The 18565-nt window shown below is 71.6% G+C and carries 18 protein-coding genes and 1 tRNA gene; 11 read left to right on the top strand and 8 right to left on the bottom strand.

From position 1 onward, the window contains the following. Positions 1 to 67: 67 nt before the first annotated feature. Complete coding sequence (locus FFT10_RS18695) at positions 68 to 1441, bottom strand: CHASE3 domain-containing protein (RefSeq protein ID WP_137734377.1); 1374 nt, start codon at positions 1439 to 1441, stop codon at positions 68 to 70. A 48-nt stretch (positions 1442 to 1489) separates the two neighbouring features. On the opposite strand from FFT10_RS18695, the gene FFT10_RS18690 reads away from it, so the two are divergent. Then, positions 1490 to 2122: a response regulator gene (locus FFT10_RS18690; protein WP_137734376.1), complete on the top strand. Its 633-nt coding sequence runs from the start codon at positions 1490 to 1492 to the stop codon at positions 2120 to 2122. Positions 2123 to 2141: 19 nt separating this feature from the next. Here FFT10_RS18690 and FFT10_RS18685 read toward each other — a convergent pair whose 3' ends face one another. Continuing rightward, a complete protein-coding gene (locus tag FFT10_RS18685) occupies positions 2142 to 2564 on the bottom strand; it encodes a response regulator (RefSeq protein WP_137734375.1) in 423 nt (140 codons plus the stop codon). Positions 2565 to 2821: 257 nt separating this feature from the next. On the opposite strand from FFT10_RS18685, the gene FFT10_RS18680 reads away from it, so the two are divergent. The 7 genes from FFT10_RS18680 (at position 2822) to FFT10_RS18650 (ending at position 11442) form a co-directional block, all read left to right on the top strand. Further along, positions 2822 to 4663 carry a flavin-containing monooxygenase gene (locus tag FFT10_RS18680; protein WP_137734374.1) on the top strand — a complete coding sequence of 614 codons (1842 nt, stop codon included), beginning with the start codon at positions 2822 to 2824 and terminating at the stop codon, positions 4661 to 4663. Positions 4664 to 4669: 6 nt separating this feature from the next. Then, positions 4670 to 5632: an alpha/beta fold hydrolase gene (locus tag FFT10_RS18675; protein WP_137734373.1), complete on the top strand. Its 963-nt coding sequence runs from the start codon at positions 4670 to 4672 to the stop codon at positions 5630 to 5632. After that, entirely contained in the window at positions 5632 to 7470 is a 1839-nt protein-coding gene (locus FFT10_RS18670; protein WP_137734372.1) for an AMP-binding protein, read from the top strand. Before FFT10_RS18675 ends, FFT10_RS18670 begins: the two co-directional genes overlap by 1 nt. 22 nt (positions 7471 to 7492) lie before the next feature. Then, complete coding sequence (locus tag FFT10_RS18665) at positions 7493 to 8326, top strand: enoyl-CoA hydratase (RefSeq protein ID WP_137734371.1); 834 nt, start codon at positions 7493 to 7495, stop codon at positions 8324 to 8326. Continuing rightward, complete coding sequence (locus FFT10_RS18660; RefSeq protein WP_137734370.1) at positions 8326 to 9426, top strand: acyl-CoA dehydrogenase family protein; 1101 nt, start codon at positions 8326 to 8328, stop codon at positions 9424 to 9426. The genes FFT10_RS18665 and FFT10_RS18660 overlap by 1 nt, the downstream gene beginning before the upstream one ends. Before the next feature lie 82 nt (positions 9427 to 9508). Next, positions 9509 to 10669 carry an acetyl-CoA C-acyltransferase gene (locus FFT10_RS18655; RefSeq protein WP_137734369.1) on the top strand — a complete coding sequence of 387 codons (1161 nt, stop codon included), beginning with the start codon at positions 9509 to 9511 and terminating at the stop codon, positions 10667 to 10669. Between the two features lie 2 nt (positions 10670 to 10671). After that, positions 10672 to 11442 (top strand): SDR family NAD(P)-dependent oxidoreductase, encoded by a 771-nt coding sequence (locus FFT10_RS18650; protein ID WP_228027176.1) that lies wholly within the window; start codon positions 10672 to 10674, stop codon positions 11440 to 11442. A 46-nt stretch (positions 11443 to 11488) separates the two neighbouring features. Here the strand turns inward: FFT10_RS18650 and FFT10_RS18645 are convergent. Then, a tRNA-Arg gene (locus FFT10_RS18645) sits at positions 11489 to 11563 on the bottom strand. 165 nt (positions 11564 to 11728) lie between these two features. On the opposite strand from FFT10_RS18645, the gene FFT10_RS18640 reads away from it, so the two are divergent. After that, positions 11729 to 12295 carry a c-type cytochrome gene (locus tag FFT10_RS18640; protein ID WP_137734367.1) on the top strand — a complete coding sequence of 189 codons (567 nt, stop codon included), beginning with the start codon at positions 11729 to 11731 and terminating at the stop codon, positions 12293 to 12295. A 71-nt stretch (positions 12296 to 12366) separates the two neighbouring features. Here the strand turns inward: FFT10_RS18640 and FFT10_RS18635 are convergent, their stop codons facing one another. From FFT10_RS18635 to purU, 4 genes are read right to left on the bottom strand one after another with little or no spacing between them, the layout of a single operon-like run. Continuing rightward, positions 12367 to 12903, bottom strand: a complete 537-nt coding sequence (locus tag FFT10_RS18635) for a DUF2946 family protein (protein WP_137734366.1) — start codon at positions 12901 to 12903, stop codon at positions 12367 to 12369. A 17-nt stretch (positions 12904 to 12920) separates the two neighbouring features. Beyond that, positions 12921 to 13898, bottom strand: coding sequence for a YheT family hydrolase (locus FFT10_RS18630; protein WP_137734365.1), 978 nt, complete (start codon positions 13896 to 13898; stop codon positions 12921 to 12923). 18 nt (positions 13899 to 13916) lie between these two features. Further along, complete coding sequence (locus FFT10_RS18625) at positions 13917 to 14369, bottom strand: YybH family protein (RefSeq protein ID WP_137734364.1); 453 nt, start codon at positions 14367 to 14369, stop codon at positions 13917 to 13919. 8 nt (positions 14370 to 14377) lie between these two features. Beyond that, positions 14378 to 15262, bottom strand: coding sequence for a formyltetrahydrofolate deformylase (gene purU, locus FFT10_RS18620; protein WP_137734363.1), 885 nt, complete (start codon positions 15260 to 15262; stop codon positions 14378 to 14380). Positions 15263 to 15337: 75 nt separating this feature from the next. Here purU and FFT10_RS18615 point away from each other — a divergent pair, with 75 nt between their 5' ends. Then, the gene (locus FFT10_RS18615; protein WP_137734362.1) at positions 15338 to 15979 is read left to right on the top strand and encodes a sigma-70 family RNA polymerase sigma factor; all 642 of its coding nucleotides are present in this window, start codon (positions 15338 to 15340) and stop codon (positions 15977 to 15979) included. A gap of 1 nt (position 15980) precedes the next feature. Then, a complete protein-coding gene (locus tag FFT10_RS18610; RefSeq protein WP_137734361.1) occupies positions 15981 to 16694 on the top strand; it encodes an anti-sigma factor in 714 nt (237 codons plus the stop codon). Here FFT10_RS18610 and FFT10_RS18605 read toward each other — a convergent pair. Next, entirely contained in the window at positions 16673 to 18565 is a 1893-nt protein-coding gene (locus FFT10_RS18605; protein WP_137734360.1) for a sensor histidine kinase, read from the bottom strand. The genes FFT10_RS18610 and FFT10_RS18605 overlap by 22 nt on opposite strands.

The raw sequence follows: 18565 nt of genomic DNA, 5'->3' as shown, positions 1-18565 counted from the left end.
CTGAGGCGGGTTTGTGCCGGGCGAAGCGGCCGAGCTCTGCGAGGCCGTGGGCGAGCCCGGGCGCGTTTCAGCCCGGCGCCAGCGGCAGCAGCGCCTGCACCCGCGTGCCGGCACCCGGCGCGGTGTCGATGTGCAGCTGGCCGCCCTCGGCCTGCACCCGGTAGCGCATGCCCACCAGCCCGTGGCTGCCCAGGGCCAGGCGGGCCGGGTCGAAACCCACGCCGTCGTCGCCCACGGTGATGGCGGCCTGGCCGTCCTGCGCTGCCACGGTCACCGTGACGGTCCGGGCCTGCGCATGCTTGGCGATGTTGCTCAGCGATTCCTGCACCAGCCGGAAGGCGGTGAGATCGGCCGACGGCGACAGCGCCACCGGCGCCAGCGTGGTGACCAGGCGCACCTGCAGCCGTTCGGCGAACTCGCTGCACAGGATCTCCAGCGCCGGCAGCAGGCCCAGGTTGTCCAGGCTGGACGGGCGCAGGTCCTCGATGATGCGGCGCTTCAGCGCGATGCCGCTGTTGAGCGTCTGCACCAGGTGCTCCACCCGCGGCAGCAGGGCTGGCGCCTCCTGCTGCAGGCCAGGCCGCAGGCGGGCCACGTCCAGCTTGGCGGCGGTCAGCAGCGCGCCCAGCTCGTCGTGCAGGTCGCGCGCCAGGCGGGCGCGCTCGTCCTCGCGGGCGGTCTCCAGGTGGCGGGCCAGGCTGGTCAGCTCGGCAGTGCGGTGCTGCACCTCGACCTCCAGCCGGTCGCGCTCGGCGCGGATGGCCTGCTGCTGGGCCTGGCGCTGCAGCTCGGCCTGCAGGCGCTGGCGCAGCACCAGGGCCACCAGCAGCAGGCTGCACAGCGTGACCACGGCAATGCCCACCCGGTTGCCCGACAGCGAGGTGAAGACCAGCTGCAGCCCGGCCTCGACGCGGGCGTTCTCGCGCGCCAGCATGCGGTCGGACACGGTGCGGATGCTGACCATCTCGTCGCGGCCGATGCCGGTGAGCATCAGCTCCTGCGCGGCCTCGCGCCGGCCCAGCTCGAACATGCCCAGCACCTCGTTCATCTCGCTGAGCTTGGTGCGGGTGTGGCCCGCCAGGGTGCGCAGGTCGGCGGTGTTGGCGGCGGCATCGGCATCGTCGCTGCGGCGCTGCTGCAGATCGGCCAGCCGGGCCAGGCCACGCTCGACATCGGCGCGGGCATCCTGGTAGGGCGCCAGGTACTCGGGTCGGGCGGTCAGCAGGTAGCCGCGCTGGCTGGATTCGGCATCGGCCACGCGCCGCACCACCCGCGCCAGCTCCAGCCGCGACTGGCCCATCAGCACCAGTTCACCGAGCTGGCGGGTGGCGCGCTGGTAGCCCAGCTCGCTGATGCCCACCAGCAGCACGGCCAGCAGCACGGCCAGCACCAGGGCGCCGCCGCGCCGGCGGCCGTTGCGGGTGGTGGTCGGCAGGTCCATCCCCTACACTGCCCCGAACCTGCCAACGCACGCAACCAAAGGCTGCCCTTGATCCGCGTCGTGATCGTCGATGACCATGCCGTGGTGCGCGCCGGTCTGCGCCAGTTCTTCAGCGACCAGGTCGACCTGCGGGTGACCGGCGAGGCCGCCAACGGCCGCGAGGCGCTGGACCTGGTGCGCGCCGGCGACCTGGACGTGGTGGTGATGGACATCTCCATGCCCGACCAGAGCGGTGTCGATGCCCTGGCCGCCATCAAGGCGCGCCGGCCCGAGCTGCCGGTGCTGATCCTGAGCGGCTACCCCGAGGCCCACTACGCCACCACGCTGCTGCGCCAGGGCGCCAGCGGCTACCTCAACAAGGAATGCGACCCCGACGAGATCGTGCAGGCCATCCGCACGGTGGCGCGGGGCCGCAAGTACATCACCCCGGCGGTGGCCGAGCTGCTGGCCGACACCCTGGGCGCCAGCGCCGACAAGCTGCCGCACGAGCTGCTGTCCGAGCGCGAGTTCCAGGTCTTCCTGCGGTTGGCCAAGGGCGAGACCATCGGCCACATGGCCGACAGCATGTCGCTGTCGGTCAAGACAGTGAGCACCTACCGCACCCGGGTGATGGAGAAGATGAAGCTCGCCTCCAACAGCGACCTGACCTACTACGCGCTGAAGAACGGCCTGATCCAGTAGCGCGGCAGCCGCGGCGCGCTCAGTGCGGGGACGCATCGGGCGTGAGGGCGGCGCAGTAGGTCAGCAGCTCTTCCAGCTCGGCCGACTTGTCGAACACACGGTCGGCGCCCAGCTCGGCGCAGCGGCGGCGCATGTCGGGCGTGGCGTAGTTGGTCAGCACCACCAGGTGGGCGTCGGGCTGCATCGCATGGGCATGGCGCAGCACTTCCAGGCCGGTGCCGGCCTTCAGGAAGATGTCGATGATCATCAGGTCGCAGTGCGCGCCAGGCGCCTGCATCCACAGCAGCGCGCCGGCGGCGTCCTCGGCCGTGCCCACCACCTGCATCGGCAGCATCTCCTCCAGCGTGGCGATCAGGTTCTGCCGGATGATGGGGCTGTCCTCCACGATGAAGCAGGACAGGGGCGGCGGCAGGGCCGGACGGGGCTGGAGCGGGACGCGCATGGGGTCTCAGGGGGCGCACGGGCAGCGCGGAGGCGGGGGCTGGAGACGGGGCAGTTCCACCGATTATGGGCACCACCGGGCCGCGCCGGAAGGCGGTGCGTGGCTGCAGTTGCTGTGGGCGCTGTCCTACAGGGCCGGGCGGCGCCGCCGCACCGAACTGACCGCTGCGCGACAGAACCGGCGCCGGCTTCGCGCCTAGAGTGCAGCAGCCACCTGCGCTGCCAGGTGCTGTTCTTCGATTGCCAGGAGCCCCCCGCATGGCCGCCAGCACCGCCGACACCGCCGCCGACACCATCGCCGACATCCCCAGCGTCGACACCGAAGCCCTGCGACGCAAGTACGAGGAAGAGCGCCTCAAGCGCCTGCGCGCCGACGGCAATGCGCAGTACGTGGCCATCTCCGGCCGCCATGCCCGTTACCTGGACGACCCGTACGTGGAGCCCGGATTCACCCGCGACCCGGTGCAGCGCGACATGGACGTGCTGGTGGTCGGCGGCGGCTTCGGCGGCCTGCTGGCCGCCGCCCGGCTGCGCGCCGCCGGCTATGGCGACCTGTGCATCATCGAGAAGGCCGGCGACTTCGGTGGCACCTGGTACTGGAACCGCTACCCGGGCGCGGCCTGCGACACCGAGAGCTACATCTACATGCCGCTGCTCGAAGAGACCGGCTACATGCCCTCGGCCAAGTACGCCAAGGCGCCCGAGCTGCTGGAGCATTCCCGCCGCATCGGCCGGCACTTCGACCTGTACCCGGCGGCGCTGTTCCAGACGGTGATCACCGGCATGGCCTGGGACGATGCCGCCGGCCGCTGGCGGGTGAGCACCAACCGCGGCGATGCCCTGGCTGCGCGCTTCGTGGTGCTGGCCGGCGGGCCGCTGAACCTGCCCAAGCTGCCGGGCATCCCGGGGCTGGACACCTTCGCCGGCCACAGCTTCCACACCAGCCGCTGGGACTACGCCTACACCGGCGGCAGCTCGCTGGGCGGCCTCACCGGCCTGGCCGACAAGCGGGTGGGCATCATCGGCACCGGCGCCACCGCGGTGCAGTGCGTGCCGCACCTGGGCGAAGGCGCGAAGGAACTGTTCGTGTTCCAGCGCACGCCGTCGTCGGTGGATGTGCGCAACGACCGGCCGACCGACCCGGCCTGGGTGCAGAGCCTGCAGCCCGGCTGGCAGCGCGAGCGCATGCACAACTTCACCACAGTGATCTCCGGCGGCCGATTCGAGGTCGACCTGGTCAACGACGGCTGGACCGACCTGATCAACAACATCGCGCTGGCCGCCCACCGCCGGGCCCAGGCCGGCGGCGACGTGGCCGACCCCGACGCCCTGGTGCAGCGCGCCGACGACCTGAAGATGCAGAAGGTGCGGGCGCGGGTGGATGCGGTGGTCAAGGACCGCACCACCGCCGAGGCACTGAAGCCCTGGTACAACCAGTTCTGCAAGCGGCCCTGCTTCCACGACCAGTACCTGCCCACCTTCAACCGGCCCAACGTGCACCTGGTCGACACCCAGGGCCTGGGCGTGGAACGCATCACCCCGCGCGGCGTGGTGGTGGCCGGCAAGGAGTACGCCCTCGACTGCCTGATCTTCGGCACCGGCTTCGAGGTGGGCACCGATTTCACCCGCCGCCTGGGCTTCGAGATCACCGGCCGCAACGGCCTGACGCTGACGGAGAAGTGGAAGGACGGCGCCAGCACCTTCCACGGTTTGTTCACCCGCGGGTTCCCGAACCTGATGGTGATGACCACGCAGCAGTCAGGCCAGAGCGCCAACTTCCAGCACATGCTGGACGAGCAGAGCCGCCACATCGGCCACATCCTCAGCGAGGTGAAGGCCCGCGGCGTGCGCACGCTGGAAGCCAGCGCCGAGGCCGAGGCCCAATGGGTCGACACCATCGTGAAGCTGGCGCGCACGCGGCATGACTTCCTGGCCGCGTGCACGCCGGGCTACTACAACAACGAAGGCAATCCCGACAGCCGAACAGAGCGCAACAACCAGTTCTGGCGCGGGCCGATGGTGTTCATCCGCATGCTCGATGAATGGCGCAAGGCCGGCACCATGCCGGGGCTGGAGCTGACACCGCTGGATCGCGCCTGAGCGGCCATGCGGTTCATCAGCATCCCGACCAACGGCATCGCCCTGCGCGCTGCGGTGCAGGGCAGCGGGCCGCTGGTGCTGCTGGTGCATGGCTTCCCGGAAGGCTGGTCCAGCTGGCGCCACCAGCTGGGGCCGATCGCCGAGGCCGGCTTCACCGCCTGCGCGGTGGATGTGCGCGGCTACGGCGGATCGGACAAGCCGCCTGCCGTGGCCGACTACAGCCTGGAGGCGATCACCGCCGACATCGCCGGCGCCGCCGCCCACCTGCAGCCGGGTGCGCCGGCCATCCTGGTCGGCCACGACTGGGGCGCGCCCATCGTCTGGAACACCGCGCTGGCCCATCCGCAGCAGGTGCGGGCGGTGGCCGGACTGTCGGTGCCCTGGACCGGCATCGCCAAGGTGCCGTTCCTCGAACCCATCCGCGCCGCCTTCACCGCCAAGGGCCGGTTCTTCTACCAGGTCTACTTCCAGGACGAAGGTGTGGCCGAGGCCGAGCTGGAAGCCGATGTGCGCGCCAGCCTGCGCAAGTTCGTCTACGCCATCAGCGGCGACGCACCCGACGGCACCTGGCCGAAGAACAAGCCGCATGGCGCCAGGCTGCTGGACGGCCTGCCCGATCCGCAGCCCTTTCCGGCCTGGTGGACGCAGGCCGATGAAGACCACTTCGTCGCCGAGTTCACCGCCTCCGGCTTCCGCGGCCCGCTGAACCGCTACCGCAACCACGACCGGGATTTCGCCTGGCAGCAGCAGTTTGCCGGCCGGCAGATCACCCAACCCGCGCTGTTCATCGGCGGTGATCGCGACCTGGCGCTGCGCATGCTGCCCGGCGTGAAGCCCGAGGAGCTGATGGCGCCGCACCTGCCCGGCCTGCGCGGTGCCCACATGCTGCCCGGCATCGGGCACTGGACGCAGCAGGAAGCGCCCGCCGCCGTCAACGCCCTGCTGCTGCCCTGGCTGAAAGGACTGTGATGCGTGCACCGTTGCCCCCGTTCAAGCCTCTGCCGCTCAAGCCGCCGGCGGTCGACGTGCAGCGGCGCGCCGACGGCAGCATCCTGCTGCGCTCGCGCCATGCGCCCGGGTCCAGCCCGCGCAGCATCGCCCATCTGCTGCAGACGCGCGCCGTCCAGCACCCCGAGCGGCCATGGATGAAGCAGCGTGCCCCCGGCCACGGCCCCTGGCGCCAGGTGACCTACGGCCAGGCGCTGGCCGCGGCCGAGTCCATCGCCCAATGGCTGCTCGACCAGGGCCTGACCGCCGCCGACAGCGTGCTGGTGCTGTCGGCCAACAGCATCGAGCATGCGCTGCTGACCCTGGGCTGCTACACCGCCGGCGTGCCAATCGCGCCGATCAGCCCGGCCACCTCGCTGCTGTCGACCGACCATGCCCGGCTGCGCCACTGCGCGGCGGTGGTGCAGCCCAAGGTGGTCTTTGCGCAGGAGGGCGCGCCGTTTGCCCGCGCGCTGGCAGTGCTGCGCGCCGCCCACCCCGGCCTGGCGCTGGTGACGGTGGATGGCGCAGGTGATGGCGCCGTGCCGTTTGCCGACCTGCTGGCCACCCGGCCCACCGCCGCCGTGGTCGCCGCACGCGACACGCTGGGCCCGGCCACGGTGGCCAAGGTGCTGTTCACCAGCGGATCGACCGGCCTGCCCAAGGGCGTGCCGCAGACATTCGGCATGATGAGTGCCACCATCGCCGGCCAGGAAGGCCTGCGCGCCGAGCCGCCCGAGCCGGGCCTCATCCCGCAGAGCCTGGAGTGGATGCCCTGGAGCCACATCAGCGCCGGCAACATCGGCTTCAACAGCGTGCTGTGGAACGGCGCCACGGTGCACCTGTGCGAGGGCAAGCCGATCCCCGGCCAGTTCGAGACGACGATCCGCAACCTGCGCGAGGTCTCGCCCACTGCCTTCGGCTCGGCGCCCATCGCCTTCGGCATGCTGGCCGACGCGATGGAGCGCGATGTGGAACTGCGCCGCAGCTTCTTCAGGAACCTGCGCTCGATGGGCTACGGCGGCGCCACGCTGAGCAACGATGTCTACGACCGGCTGCAGGCCCTGGCGATCGCCGAGACCGGCCAGCGCATCGCGCTGACCACGATGTACGGTGCGACAGAGACCCAGGGCGTGACAGTGACGCACTGGGCCACCGAGCGGGTGGGCCTGGTCGGCCTGCCGGTGCCGGGCATGACGATCAAGCTGGTGCCCAACGGCAGCAAGTTCGAAGTGCGGGTGCAGGGCCCCACGGTGACCAGCGGCTACCTGCGTGACCCCGAACGCACCGCCGCCGCCTTCGACGACGAGGGCTTCTACAAGCTGGGCGATGCCGCCCGCTTCATCGACGACAGCGACCCCGCGCAAGGCCTGGTGTTCGACGGCCGGGTGACCGAGGACTTCAAGCTCGACAGCGGCACCTGGGTCAGCGTGGGCACGCTGCGGCCCGACATCGTGGCCGCCTGCAGCCCCTACCTGATGGATGCGGTGGTGACCGGCCAGGACAAGCCGTTTGCTGGCGCGCTGCTGTGGCCGTCGGCGGCGGGCCTGAAGCTGCTGGATGGCGACGGCCGGCCCGGCGATGCGCTGGCGAAGCTGCGCGCGGTGCTGGCCGACCGGCTGGCCGGCTTCAATGCCCAGGCTGGCGGCTCGTCGCGGCGCATCGGCCGCTTCCTGCTGCTGGCCGAGCCGCCGTCCATCGACGCCGGCGAGATCACCGACAAGGGCTATGTGAACCAGCGCGCCACGCTGGAGCGCCGCGCCACGCAGGTGGCCGCGCTGTATGCCGACCCGCCGGGCGACGGCGTGGTGGTGGTCTGATGGCTTTCAGGAGACGGACACGATGAGCGACTTCGAGACCCTGATCTACGAGCAGCCCGCGCCCGGCGTGGCCCGCATCGTGATGAACCGGCCCGCCGCGCGCAATGCGCAGAACCTGCAGATGGGCTACGACCTGAACGCGGCCTTCGACCGCGCGGTGGCCGATGACAGCATCAAGGTCATCGTGCTGGCCGCGGCTGATCCGCATTTCTCGTCCGGGCATGATCTGCGCGGCGACGGCGGCGTGGTGCTCGGCCAGCAACCCGTCGTGTCCAACTGGGGCGGCTTCGCCCAGCCCGGCGCACACGGCCGCTTCGCCCGCGAGCAAGAGATTTATCTGCAGAACACCCGCCGCTGGCGCAACCTGCCCAAGCCGACCATTGCCGCGGTGCAGGGCCGCTGCATCGCCGGCGGGCTGATGCTGGCCTGGGCCTGCGACATCATCATCGCCAGCGACGACGCGCTGTTCTGCGACCCGGTGGTGACGATGGGCGTGCTGGGCGTCGAGTGGTTCGTCCACCCCTGGGAGCTGGGCGCGCGCAAGGCCAAGGAATTCCTCTTCACCGCCGACAACTGGAGTGCGCAGGAGGCGCACCGCCTGGGCATGGTCAACCAGGTGGTACCGCGGGCCGAGCTGGAATCCAGCGTGCTGGCGATGGCCGGCCGCATCGCCGCCAAGCCGGCCTTCGCGCTGGCGATGGCCAAGCAGGCGGTCAACCAGACGCTGGACATCATGGGTCAGCAGAGTGCCATTGACGCCGCCTTCGGCCTGCACCACCTGTGCCACGCGCACAACAAGGAGGTGTTCGGCACGGTCGTCGATCCGGGTGGTGTACCGGCTGCGGTGAAGCGCTGATGCCCGACTTCCTCAGCGATGAACTGACCGCCCTGCACGACCGTGTGGCGGCGCTGGCCCAGGGTCCGCTGGCGGCGCTGCGCGACGATGCCGCCCTGGCGCCCACCGACCGCAACGCCCAGGTGCGCGCCCTCGCCAAGCAGGCCGGCCTGTTCGGCCTGACGCAAGATGCAGCGACGCCCGCGCTGACGCTGCTGGTCGCGCGCGAGACCCTGGCCCGCCACGGCGTGGGCCATCTGCACGGCCTGTTCGGCCCCGATGCCGGCTTGCTGGCCGGCGTGGCCGAGCCGCTGCGCACCACGCACCTGCTGCCGATGCTGGCTGGCGAGCGGCGCGGCGGCTTCGCCTTCACCGAGCCGTCGGACGCGCCGCGGCCCACCTGGGCGGCGGTCGACGGCGATCACCTCGTCGTCACTGGCCGCAAGAGCTATGTCACCGGCGGCGCCGAGGCCGACTTCCTCGTCGCCCTGGTGGAGGTCGACGGCCAGGGCCCGGCGATGGTGGTGATCGACACCACGCTGCCCGGCGTGGCCATCGACCGGCACTTCAGCTCGCTGGACGGCAGCACCCATGCCGCCTTCTGCTTCGATGCCGTGTGCGTGCCGCGCAGCCACGCGATGGGCGCTCCCGGCGCCGGCCGCAGCCAGGCGCTGGCCCGCATCAGCGCCGTGCGCCGGCTGGTGGCCGCCGATGCGCTGGGCACGGCGCTGTGGGCGGTGGACTTCGTCGGCGCCGACCTGCAACGCGATCGCCGCGGCGGCCCGCGCGCGCAGAGCGAGCGCCTGCGCCAGCGCTACGGCGCGATGCGCATCCAGGCCTACGCGGCGCGCGCGGCGGTCTACCGCGCCGCCCGGCTGCATGACAGCGGCCAGGATGCGGTCAACGAGAGCATCGCCGCCAAGGTGATCGCCACCGAGACGGCCGGCCAGCTGGTTGACCAGGCCATCCAGCTGGTGGGCGGCGAGGCGCTGGTCACCGGCCATCCGCTGGAAGCCGCACTGCGCCGGCTGCGTGCGCTGCGCCTGGCCGAGGGCGAGACCGATGTGCTGCAGGTGAACCTGGCGCGCGGCTTCCTGGACCTGGGCAAGGGCCGGCTGTAGTTGTAGCGCGTGTGACGCGCCTGGCCCCGGCGCTGTGGAAGACTGGCCTGCTCCATCCACCCTGATCCGAGAGGCACCCACCATGCGCCAGGCCGTCATCGTCTCCTATGCCCGCACCGGCCTGGCCAAGGCCGGCCGTGGCGGTTTCAACAACACGTCCAGCATGACGATGCTGGGTCATGCCATCCAGCATGCGGTGCAGCGCAGCGGCGTCGACCCGGCCGAGGTGGAAGACGTGGTGGCTGGCCAGGTGGCCGCCCACGGCAACGTGGCCCGCGCCGCCGCCATGCTGGCCGGCCTGCCGGTCACCACGGCGGGCGCCACCATCCACCGCGCCTGCTCGTCGGGCCTGAACGCCATCGCCGTGGCCGCGCAGCACATCGTGCACGACGGCGCCAGCGTGATGGTGGGCGGCGGGGTCGACAGCATCACCTTCCAGGGCGGTGGCGGCGGCGGCAAGGACGACAGGCTGACCGAGCTGCTGCCCGCGTTCTGGATGCCGATGATCGACACCGCCGACATCGTGGCCGAGCGCTACGGCCTGAGCCGCGAATACCAGGACGAGTATTCGCTGCGCTCGCAGCGGCTGATGGCCGCCGCGCAGGAGGCCGGCAAGTTCAAGGACGAGATCATCCCGGTCAAGACGGTGATGAAGGTGGTCGACAAGGCCACCGGCGCCGAGACGCTGCGCGAGGTGACGGTCGACCGCGACGAGTGCAACCGCCCCGACACCACGCTGGAAGGCCTGGCCAAGCTGCAGCCGGTCAAGGGCCCGGGCAAGTGGGTGACCGCCGGCAACGCCAGCCAGCTGAGCGACGGCGCCGCCGCCGTGGTGCTGATGGAAGCGAAGGACGCCGAGCGGCGCGGCCTGCAGCCGCTGGGCGCCTTCAAGGGCTGGGCGGTGGCCGGCTGCCAGCCGGATGAAATGGGCATCGGCCCGGTCTTCGCCATCCCCAAGCTGCTGGCGCGCCATGGCCTAAAGATCGGCGACATCGACCTGTGGGAACTGAACGAGGCCTTCGCCAGCCAGTGCCTTTACAGCCGCGACAAGCTGGGCATCGACCCCGAGAAGTACAACGTCAACGGCGGCTCCATCGCCATCGGCCACCCCTTCGGCATGACCGGCGCGCGCCTGGCCGGCCATGTGCTGATGGAAGGCAAGCGCCGCGGCGCCAAGCATGTGGTGGTGTCGATGTGCATCGGCGGCGGCATGGGCGGCGCCGGTTTGTTCGAGGTGTATTGACCGTGGCTGGCCGTCTGGCAGGCAAGGTCGCCGTCATCACCGGCGGCAGCGGTGGCATCGGCCTGGCCACCGGCCGGCTGTTTGCGGCCGAGGGCGCGACGGTGGTGCTGGTCGATCTGGACGCGGCGCAGTTGCGCGCCGCGGTGGACGGGATCGGCAGCGCGGCCGTCGGCAGCCAGGTGGCCGACGTCAGCGACGAGGCGCAGATGCGCGCCGCGCTGCACGACACCGTGGCCCGCCACGGCCGGCTGGACGTGCTGTTCTGCAACGCCGGCACCGAAGGCCGCGTGGCGCCGCTCAGCGAGATGCCGGTGGAGGATTTCGACCGGGTGATGGCCGTCAATGTGCGCGGCGTGTTCCTGGGCCTGAAGCACGCCCTGCCGATCCTGCAGCGCCAGGGCGGCGGCAGCATCCTGATCACCTCGTCGGTGGCCGGCTTCAAGGGCGGCGCCCACCTGGCGCCCTATGCCGCCAGCAAGCATGCGGTGGTGGGGCTGATGCGCTCGGCCGTGCTCGAGGCGGGCAGCAGCGGCGTGCGCATCAACACCATCCATCCGTCGCCGATCGAGACCCGCATGATGCGCGCCATCGAGCATGGCCGCGCGCCCGGCGCCGAGGCCGCCGCCAAGCAGATGATCACCACCCGCATCCCGTCCGGCCGCTACGGCACGCCCGAGGAAGTGGCCGCCACCGCGCTGTTCCTGGCCAGCGACGACAGCCGCTACTGCACCGGCGGGCGGTATTCGGTCGATGGTGGAATGACGGCCGGCTGAGTGCCTGGCGGGGCTTGCGTGCCGGCTGCCAGAACAGGCGCCAGGCTGGTGCGACCGGCAAGAATCGAACTTGCGACTAAGCCTTCGGAGGGCCCAATGATATCCACTTCACCACGGTCGCAGCGGGGATGACAGCCCGTCATTCTATGCCACAGCCTGGCATGGAGCGACGGGACCCCACCCTATAATCGACCGGTTTTGCCTGGGGTCACTTGCGGCTGATCAAGCCTGCCAGCCCGCCCCGGTGCTGCAGACCCACGAGAACCGCGCCCCATCCGAGGACCCCATGAGCGACGCCCAGCATCCCGAGCACGAAGCCAACCACGAAGGCCCGATCCGCACGCCCCAGCAACTGATCGGGGCCGTGGTGGCGTCGTTTGTCGTGCCCATCGTCGTGATCATCATGCTGGCCAACTTCGTCGATTTCGGCAGCAAGTCGGGCGCGGGCAGCGACAGCATGACGGCCGAGGCCGTCGCACGCCGGCTGCAGCCGGTGGGCTCGATCGTGCTGAAGGACGCCTCGGCGCCGGTGGTGCTGAAGACCGGCGAGCAGGTCTACACCGCGCAGTGCGCGGCCTGCCATGCGTCCGGAGCCGCCGGCGCGCCCAAGCTGGGCGATGCCGCTGCCTGGGGCGCACGCATCAAGACCGGCTACGACGCGCTGCTGACCTCGGCGCTCAAGGGCAAGGGCGCGATGGGCGCCCAGGGTGGTGGCGAAATCAGCGACCTGGAGATCGGCCGCGCCGTGGTCTATCTGGCCAACCAGGCCGGCGCCAAGTTCGCCGAGCCGGCCGTGCCGGCCGCAGCCGCTGCGTCTGCCGCGTCTGCACCCGAGGCCGCCGCTTCGAAGTGAGACCGGCCCCGCGCTGAGCTGGCAAGCCGCCTGCGGGCGGCTTTCTTCATTCCGGCCTTGGTTGCTGGAGGTCAGGGCCGCGGATCGCGCACGAAGCCGAAGCGCCGCGGCGCCTCGGCCGCGTCCAGCGGCTGCGGTGTCCACAGGCCCTGCTCGATGGCACGGGCAGCGTCCAGCATGTCCTGGCTGTGCACCAGGCCCAGACCCAGATCGGTGCTGAGGTAGAGCCGGCCTTCAGCGTCCAGCCAGCAGCCCTGCACCTGCGCCGCCAACCCGGTGTGGCTGGTGACCGAGGGCGTGCCATCGACATCGCCATCGGGCCACTGCACCCGCCACACCCAGGGCGTGGCCTCCAGCTGCACGTAGACGCGCTGCGGGCCGTTCTGGAAGTGCCAGCAGCCGTCGGCATCGGCCTGGTAGTTGCGGGCGATGAAGGCCTTGAGCTTGTCGTGGTCGATGCGGCTGCCCTTGACCTGCGGAAACGGGCCGGCGGCCTGGATGCGGTCGTCGCGCATGTACCAGTCGCCGCGCGCGTCCAGCGCCAGCCAGCCGTGGCAGTGCGGCACGTTGGGCCATTTCTTCAGGGCGGCTTCGACGATGGCGTCCATGGTGCGGGTCCGGTGGATCAGCGGTGCTGGGCCAGCCAGCCTGCCACGGCTTGCGGCAGCGTGTGCACATGGGCCGGGAATCGCCCCTGCGGAAAGCCGACATGGCCGCCGTGCGGCGGCTGCCACAACTGCACATGCCGCCCGACCTCGCCAGGCCGCGGCAGGCTGGCCGCGGGCACGAACGGGTCGTTCAGCGCATTGAGCACCAGCGCCGGGATGCGGATGCGCGCCAGGTGCGGCTTGGCCGAGGCACGGGCCCAGTAGTCGGCGGTGTCGCGGAAGCCGTGCAGCGGCGCGGTGAACAGGTTGTCGAACTGGTACAGGTCGCTGGCGGCCAGCAGGGCCTCGCGGTTGAACAGGCCCGGGTGCTGGGCCAGCTTGGCCAGCGCCTTGGGCTTCATGGTCTGCAGGAACATGCGGGTGTAGACCTGCCGGTTGAAGCCACGGCCGATGGCCTGGCCGCTGGCCGCCAGGTCCACTGGCGAGCACACCGCCGCCACCGCGCTGGCCACCGCGGCAGCGCTGTCGCCGGCCTCCTGCGCCCAGCGCAGCAGCGCATTGCCGCCCAGCGAGATGCCCACCGCCTGCACCGGCCCCGGACTCTGCAGCCGCAGGCGGCCGAGGATCCAGCCGATCTCCTCGAAGTCGCCCGAGTGGTAGGCCCGCGGCGCCAGGTTCAGCGGGCCCGAGCAGCCGCGGAAGTGCGGCACGGCCATCCGCCAGCCCGCCGCCGCCGCCCAGCGCGCGAAGGCCTGGGCATAGTGGCTGGCCGACGAGCCCTCCAGCCCGTGGAACAGCACCAGCAGCGGCGTGCCGGCCGGCGCGGGGGTGTCGAGGAAGTCGACCTCGATGAAGTCGGCGTCGGGCGTGGTCCAGCGCTCGCGGCGCCAGCGCGGCGCAGGCCCCGGCGCAGGCGCGTGGCGGGCCAGCTTGGCGGCCCAGATGGTCTGCGCATGGCCGCCAGGCAGCCACCAGGGGGCGCGGAAGGCCTGCATGCGCGCCGTCACCACGCCTCAGTGCAGCACCGACGGCGCTTCCACGATCTCCGGTGTCTCCTGCGCGGTGCCGGGGCTGGCATGGTGGGCCACCATGCGCCAGCCCTGGGCGGTCTTGATGTAGACGTTGGTGGCCACCACGAAGCCGGTGCGGGCGCCCTCGGACGTCTGCAGCTCGATGCGCTCGACCAGGTTGTGCACCGCGCTGTCGATCGAGTGCACCCGCCGCACCCGCTCGGGCTGGGCCTGGATGCGGCCGCTGCTGGCAAACACCGCCTCGAAGGCGACGCGGATGGCCTGCTGCCCCACCACCCGCGGTCCGCCGGGGTGCACGCAGAACACCTCGTCGTCGTCGGCCCACAGGGCCATCAGCTTGTCCAGGTCGGCCTCGCGCAGGGCCTCGTAGAACTGCGCCTCGACATCGTCGGGCGAGGCCATCAGGTGGGCGGCGCGGGGCGGCGTGATGGGCATGGCAGGCGTCAGCGGAAGACCACCGACTTGTGGCCGTTCATCAGCACCCGGTGCTGCACATGCCAGCGCACTGCGCGGGCCAGCACCACGCATTCCACATCGCGGCCCACGGCGGTGATCTGCTCGGCCGACATGGCGTGGTCCACCCGCTCCACGTCCTGCTCGATGATCGGGCCCTCGTCCAGGTCGGCCGTGACGTAGTGCGCAGTCGCGCCGATCAGCTTCACGCCGCGGGCATGGGCCTGGAAGTACGGCTTGGCGCCCTTGAAGCTGGGCAGGAAGCTGTGGTGGATGTTGATCGCCCGGCCCTTGAGCACGGCGCAGAACTCGGGGCTCAGGATCTGCATGTAGCGCGCCAGCACCACCAGGTCGATGCGCTCGCGGTCGATCAGGGCCTCCACCTGCTGCTCCTGCGCGCGCTTGGTGGTGGCATCCGCCCCGGGCGGCAGCGGCAGGTGGTGGAACGGGATGCCGTAGCTGTCGGCCAGCGCGGCGTAGGTGGCGTGGTTGGAGACGATGGCCGGGATGTCCACCGCCAGCTGCCCGCTTTTCCAGCGGAACAGCAGGTCGTTCAGGCAATGGCCGTGGTTGCTGACCATCAGCAGCAGGCGCGGGCGCTGCGCCACCGCATGGAAGCGTGCATCCATTCCGTGCTGCGTGCGTACATGGCTGAACAGGTTCTCCAGCATCGCCACGTCGGCCAGGTGCGGAGGTGCCGCAAAGTGCACACGCATGAAGAACAAACCCGTGGCATCCTCACCCTGCACGTCACCGAACTGCTGGGAGTCGATGATGTTGCAGCCAGCCTGGTACAGCAGGCCGGAGACGGCATGGACGATGCCGGTGGTGTCCCGGCAGGCCAAGGTGAGGATGAATTCATTCAGTCGCGACATGGTCGCGGATTGTAGGCAGCCCCCCTCGATGGCACGGAGACAACACAGGCACGCCCCACCGAAGGCCCAACCCCGATGAAGACACCCCAGACCGATTGGACCGCGCGCAGCCAGGAGCTGGCGCAGCAGCTGGCACGCAGTGCCCTCGGCGACCGCGCCGCCTTCCGCCGCGTCTACGCGCTCAGCAGTGGCCACCTGTATGCGGTCATCCTGCGCATCCAGCGTGACCGCGACCTCGCCGACGACCTGCTGCAGGAGGTCTACGTCAGCGCCTGGAAAGCCGCTGGCAGCTTCGATGCCCAGCGCGCCCAGCCGCTGACCTGGCTGACCCACATCGCCCGCAACAAGGCCATCGACAGCCTGCGCCGGGCACAGGCCCAGCCGCGCCTGGAATCGCTGCACGGCGACGATGACGACGACGACCGGCCCGATGGCGCCGAGCGGCTGGCCGACGACGCCCCCGGCCCGGCCGACCTGCTGGAGCGCGCCAGCGATGCCCGCCAGCTCGGCCACTGCATGGAGGGCCTGAGCGCCCAGCAGCGGCAGAGCGTGGCGCTGGCCTTCTTCGACGGCCTGTCCCATGCCGAGGTGGCCGACCAGCTGCGCCAGCCGCTGGGCACGGTCAAGAGCTGGGTGCGCCGCGCCCTGCTGACGCTCAAGACCTGCCTGGAGCGGTCCGCACAACGGGACGCCGGTGACGGCGCCGTGGGAATCTGACATGGATTACGCCAACAAGACCCTGGCCGATGCGCTGGCGGCCCAGTACGTGGCCGGCACGCTGCGCGGTGGTGCTCGGCGCCGTTTCGAGGCCCTGCTGCCCGGCCACCCGGCGCTGCGGGCGGCCGTGGCCGACTGGCAGGCCCGGTTGATGCCGCTGACCGCGGTGATCGAGGAGCAGACGCCGCCAGCCCACACCTGGGACCGCATCGCCCAGCGGCTGTGGCCCGAGGCGGCCGCACCGGCCGCGGCGCCGCCGCTGCCATGGTGGCGCGGCCTGGCCTTCTGGCGCGGGCTGTCGGGCTTTGCCACGGTGGCCGCGCTGGGGCTGGCAGTGCTGCTGACCCGGCCCGATGTCAGCGAGCCGCCGGTGATGGTGGTGCTGCAGACCACCGGCAAGGACCCGGCGGTGGCCGGCAGCGTGGTGGCCAGCTTCAGTGCCGACGGCCGCGCCGCCGTCGCCCGGCCGGTGCAGCCGGTGTCGGTGCAGACCGACCGCACGCTGGAGCTGTGGTGGGCACCGGCCGAAGGCAAGCCGAAGTCGCTGGGCCTGATCCGCGGCGACGGCGTCACCGTGCTGCGGCCCGGTGCCCTGCCAGGCGGCCTGAAGGGCAGCGGCATCGACCACATGGCCGTCAGCGTGGAGCCTGCCGGCGGCTCGCCGACGGGCCAGCCCACCGGGCCCGTGGTGTTCTACGGCAAGCTGGTGCCCTGAAGTCCCTGGGCCGCCGGCAACGGCAGCGTGACGCTGAAGCAGCTGCCCACGCCAGGGGTGCTCTGCACCGCGATGCGCCCGCCCATCAGCCGCACCAGGTGGTGGGTGACCGTCAGGCCGATGCCGGTGCCCTCCACCGGCCCCTGGGCCTGACCGAGGCGGTTGAAGGGCTCGAACAGCTGGGCGCACTCGTCGGCGGTCAAGCCGGGGCCGGTGTCGTGCACCTGCAGCTGCGCCTCGCCGTCGGCCGCCAGCAGGCGCACCAGCACCCGGCCGCCGGGCCGGTTGTACTTGACGGCATTGCTCAGGAGGTTGATCAGCACCTGGCGCAGGCGGGTGCGGTCGGCCCAGGCCAGCACGCCGCTGCCCTCGCAGGCCAGCGCCAGGTCGTGGCGGGCGGCGGCGGCCTCCACCATGGCCAGGGCGTCGTCGGCCAGCGGCCGCAGGTCCAGCGCCTGTGGCGCCAGCGGCAGGCGGCCAGCCTCGATGCTGGTGAGATCGAGCAGGTCGTCGATCATCGCCAGCAGGTGCTCGCCCGACTGGCGGATCAGCGCCAGCCAGCGCTGCTGGTCGGGCGCCAGCGGTGCCTGCGGGTCCAGGCCCATCAGCTGGGCGAAGCCCAGCACCGCGTTGAGCGGCGTGCGCAGCTCATGGCTCATGCGCGAGAGGAACTCGTTCTTGGCCAGGTTGGCCGCCTCGGCCACACGCTGGCGGTGGTCGGCGCGGGCCAGCGCATGCCACTCGGTCAGGTCCTCGAAGTAGCCGTGCCACAGCACGCGGCCATCGGGCTCGCGCTGCGGCGAGGCACTGCCGCGGATCCAGCGCAGCGCGCCATCGGTGCGGTGCACCTGGAACTCCTGCACCCAGGGCGTCAGGCTGACGCCGGAGGCATCGATGCTGGCCATCACCACGGCGCGCTGCGCGGCCTCCACCCGGCGCAGCAGCCGGGCGGCATCGGCCGCCAGCTCGGCCGGAGCCACGCCGAACAGCGCCAGGCTGCGCTCGCTGATGTAGGGAAAGCGGCCGAAGCCGTCGTCGTCGCGCTGGAACTGGAACAGCGCGCCGGGCACATGCGCGGCGATCTTGCCCAGCCGCTGGGTAGCCGCGCTGGCCGCCGCCTCGGCCTGGCGCTGGGTGGTGATGTCGGCCTGCACACCCACCATGCGCAGCGGCTGGCCGTCGGGTGTCCAGTCGACGATGCGGCCGCGCTCCTGCAGCCAGTGCCAGCTGCCATCGGCCGCGCGGGCGCGGTAGATGTGGGCGTAGTGCTCCGTCTCGCCACGGGCATGGCGCAGGTAGGCCTCGTGGTTGGCGGCGCGGTCGTCGGGGTGGATCAGGCCATCCCAGTCCTGCTGGGTGCGGCGCGCGGGGGCCTGCGGATAGCCGAGCTGCTGGAAGCCTTCGTCGATGTCGCCCAACCGGTCGCTGGGGATGTGCCACTCCCAGACGAAGGTGCCGGCACCACGCAGCGCCGCCCGCACCAGGGCACCGCCGCTGGCCGAGCCCGCCTGGTCCGGCGCCGGCTGGCTGGCCCGGCTGCGCAGGCGCAGCGCCGCCAGGGCGTCGGTGACCGGGGCCAGCGCCTGCGCCGCAGGCACGGCAGGCAGGTCGGCTGCCGGTGCCAGGCACAGGCGGCCCACGGCCGCGCCCAGGCGCTGCAGCGGCAGGTGCAGCGTGCTGCCATCGGCATGGGCCGGGGCGGTACACGGGTTGTCGTCGACCCAGGCGCGGCGCCCGCTGGCCAGGGCCAGATCGGCCAGCAGCTGGGCCACGGCATGGGCCGGGTCGTCCCGGTCGAGCTGCGTCAGCAGGGCCGACTGGGCCAGTGCCAGCAGCTGCGCCGGGTCAGGCAGTGCGGCGTCGGCCGGCAT

Source organism: Pseudaquabacterium pictum, assembly GCF_005403045.1.
Classification (GTDB): domain Bacteria; phylum Pseudomonadota; class Gammaproteobacteria; order Burkholderiales; family Burkholderiaceae_C; genus Pseudaquabacterium; species Pseudaquabacterium pictum.
Note: the sequence above shows the minus strand (reverse complement) of the source record. Positions and strands in the feature narration are given on the sequence as shown.

Bases quoted from the DNA above. Each gene is read 5' to 3' on its own strand.
- FFT10_RS18695 (WP_137734377.1), bottom strand. From the start codon at position 1,441: ATGGACCTGCCGACCACCACCCGCAACGGCCGCCGGCGCGGCGGCGCC.
- FFT10_RS18685 (WP_137734375.1), bottom strand. From the start codon at position 2,564: ATGCGCGTCCCGCTCCAGCCCCGTCCGGCCCTGCCGCCGCCCCTGTCC.
- FFT10_RS18680 (WP_137734374.1), top strand. From the start codon at position 2,822: ATGGCCGCCAGCACCGCCGACACCGCCGCCGACACCATCGCCGACATC.
- FFT10_RS18675 (WP_137734373.1), top strand. From the start codon at position 4,670: ATGCGGTTCATCAGCATCCCGACCAACGGCATCGCCCTGCGCGCTGCG.
- FFT10_RS18670 (WP_137734372.1), top strand. From the start codon at position 5,632: ATGCGTGCACCGTTGCCCCCGTTCAAGCCTCTGCCGCTCAAGCCGCCG.
- FFT10_RS18665 (WP_137734371.1), top strand. From the start codon at position 7,493: ATGAGCGACTTCGAGACCCTGATCTACGAGCAGCCCGCGCCCGGCGTG.
- FFT10_RS18660 (WP_137734370.1), top strand. From the start codon at position 8,326: ATGCCCGACTTCCTCAGCGATGAACTGACCGCCCTGCACGACCGTGTG.
- FFT10_RS18655 (WP_137734369.1), top strand. From the start codon at position 9,509: ATGCGCCAGGCCGTCATCGTCTCCTATGCCCGCACCGGCCTGGCCAAG.
- FFT10_RS18640 (WP_137734367.1), top strand. From the start codon at position 11,729: ATGAGCGACGCCCAGCATCCCGAGCACGAAGCCAACCACGAAGGCCCG.
- FFT10_RS18635 (WP_137734366.1), bottom strand. From the start codon at position 12,903: ATGGACGCCATCGTCGAAGCCGCCCTGAAGAAATGGCCCAACGTGCCG.
- FFT10_RS18630 (WP_137734365.1), bottom strand. From the start codon at position 13,898: ATGCAGGCCTTCCGCGCCCCCTGGTGGCTGCCTGGCGGCCATGCGCAG.
- FFT10_RS18625 (WP_137734364.1), bottom strand. From the start codon at position 14,369: ATGCCCATCACGCCGCCCCGCGCCGCCCACCTGATGGCCTCGCCCGAC.
- purU (WP_137734363.1), bottom strand. From the start codon at position 15,262: ATGTCGCGACTGAATGAATTCATCCTCACCTTGGCCTGCCGGGACACC.
- FFT10_RS18615 (WP_137734362.1), top strand. From the start codon at position 15,338: ATGAAGACACCCCAGACCGATTGGACCGCGCGCAGCCAGGAGCTGGCG.
- FFT10_RS18610 (WP_137734361.1), top strand. From the start codon at position 15,981: ATGGATTACGCCAACAAGACCCTGGCCGATGCGCTGGCGGCCCAGTAC.
- FFT10_RS18605 (WP_137734360.1), bottom strand. From the start codon at position 18,565: ATGCCGGCCGACGCCGCACTGCCTGACCCGGCGCAGCTGCTGGCACTG.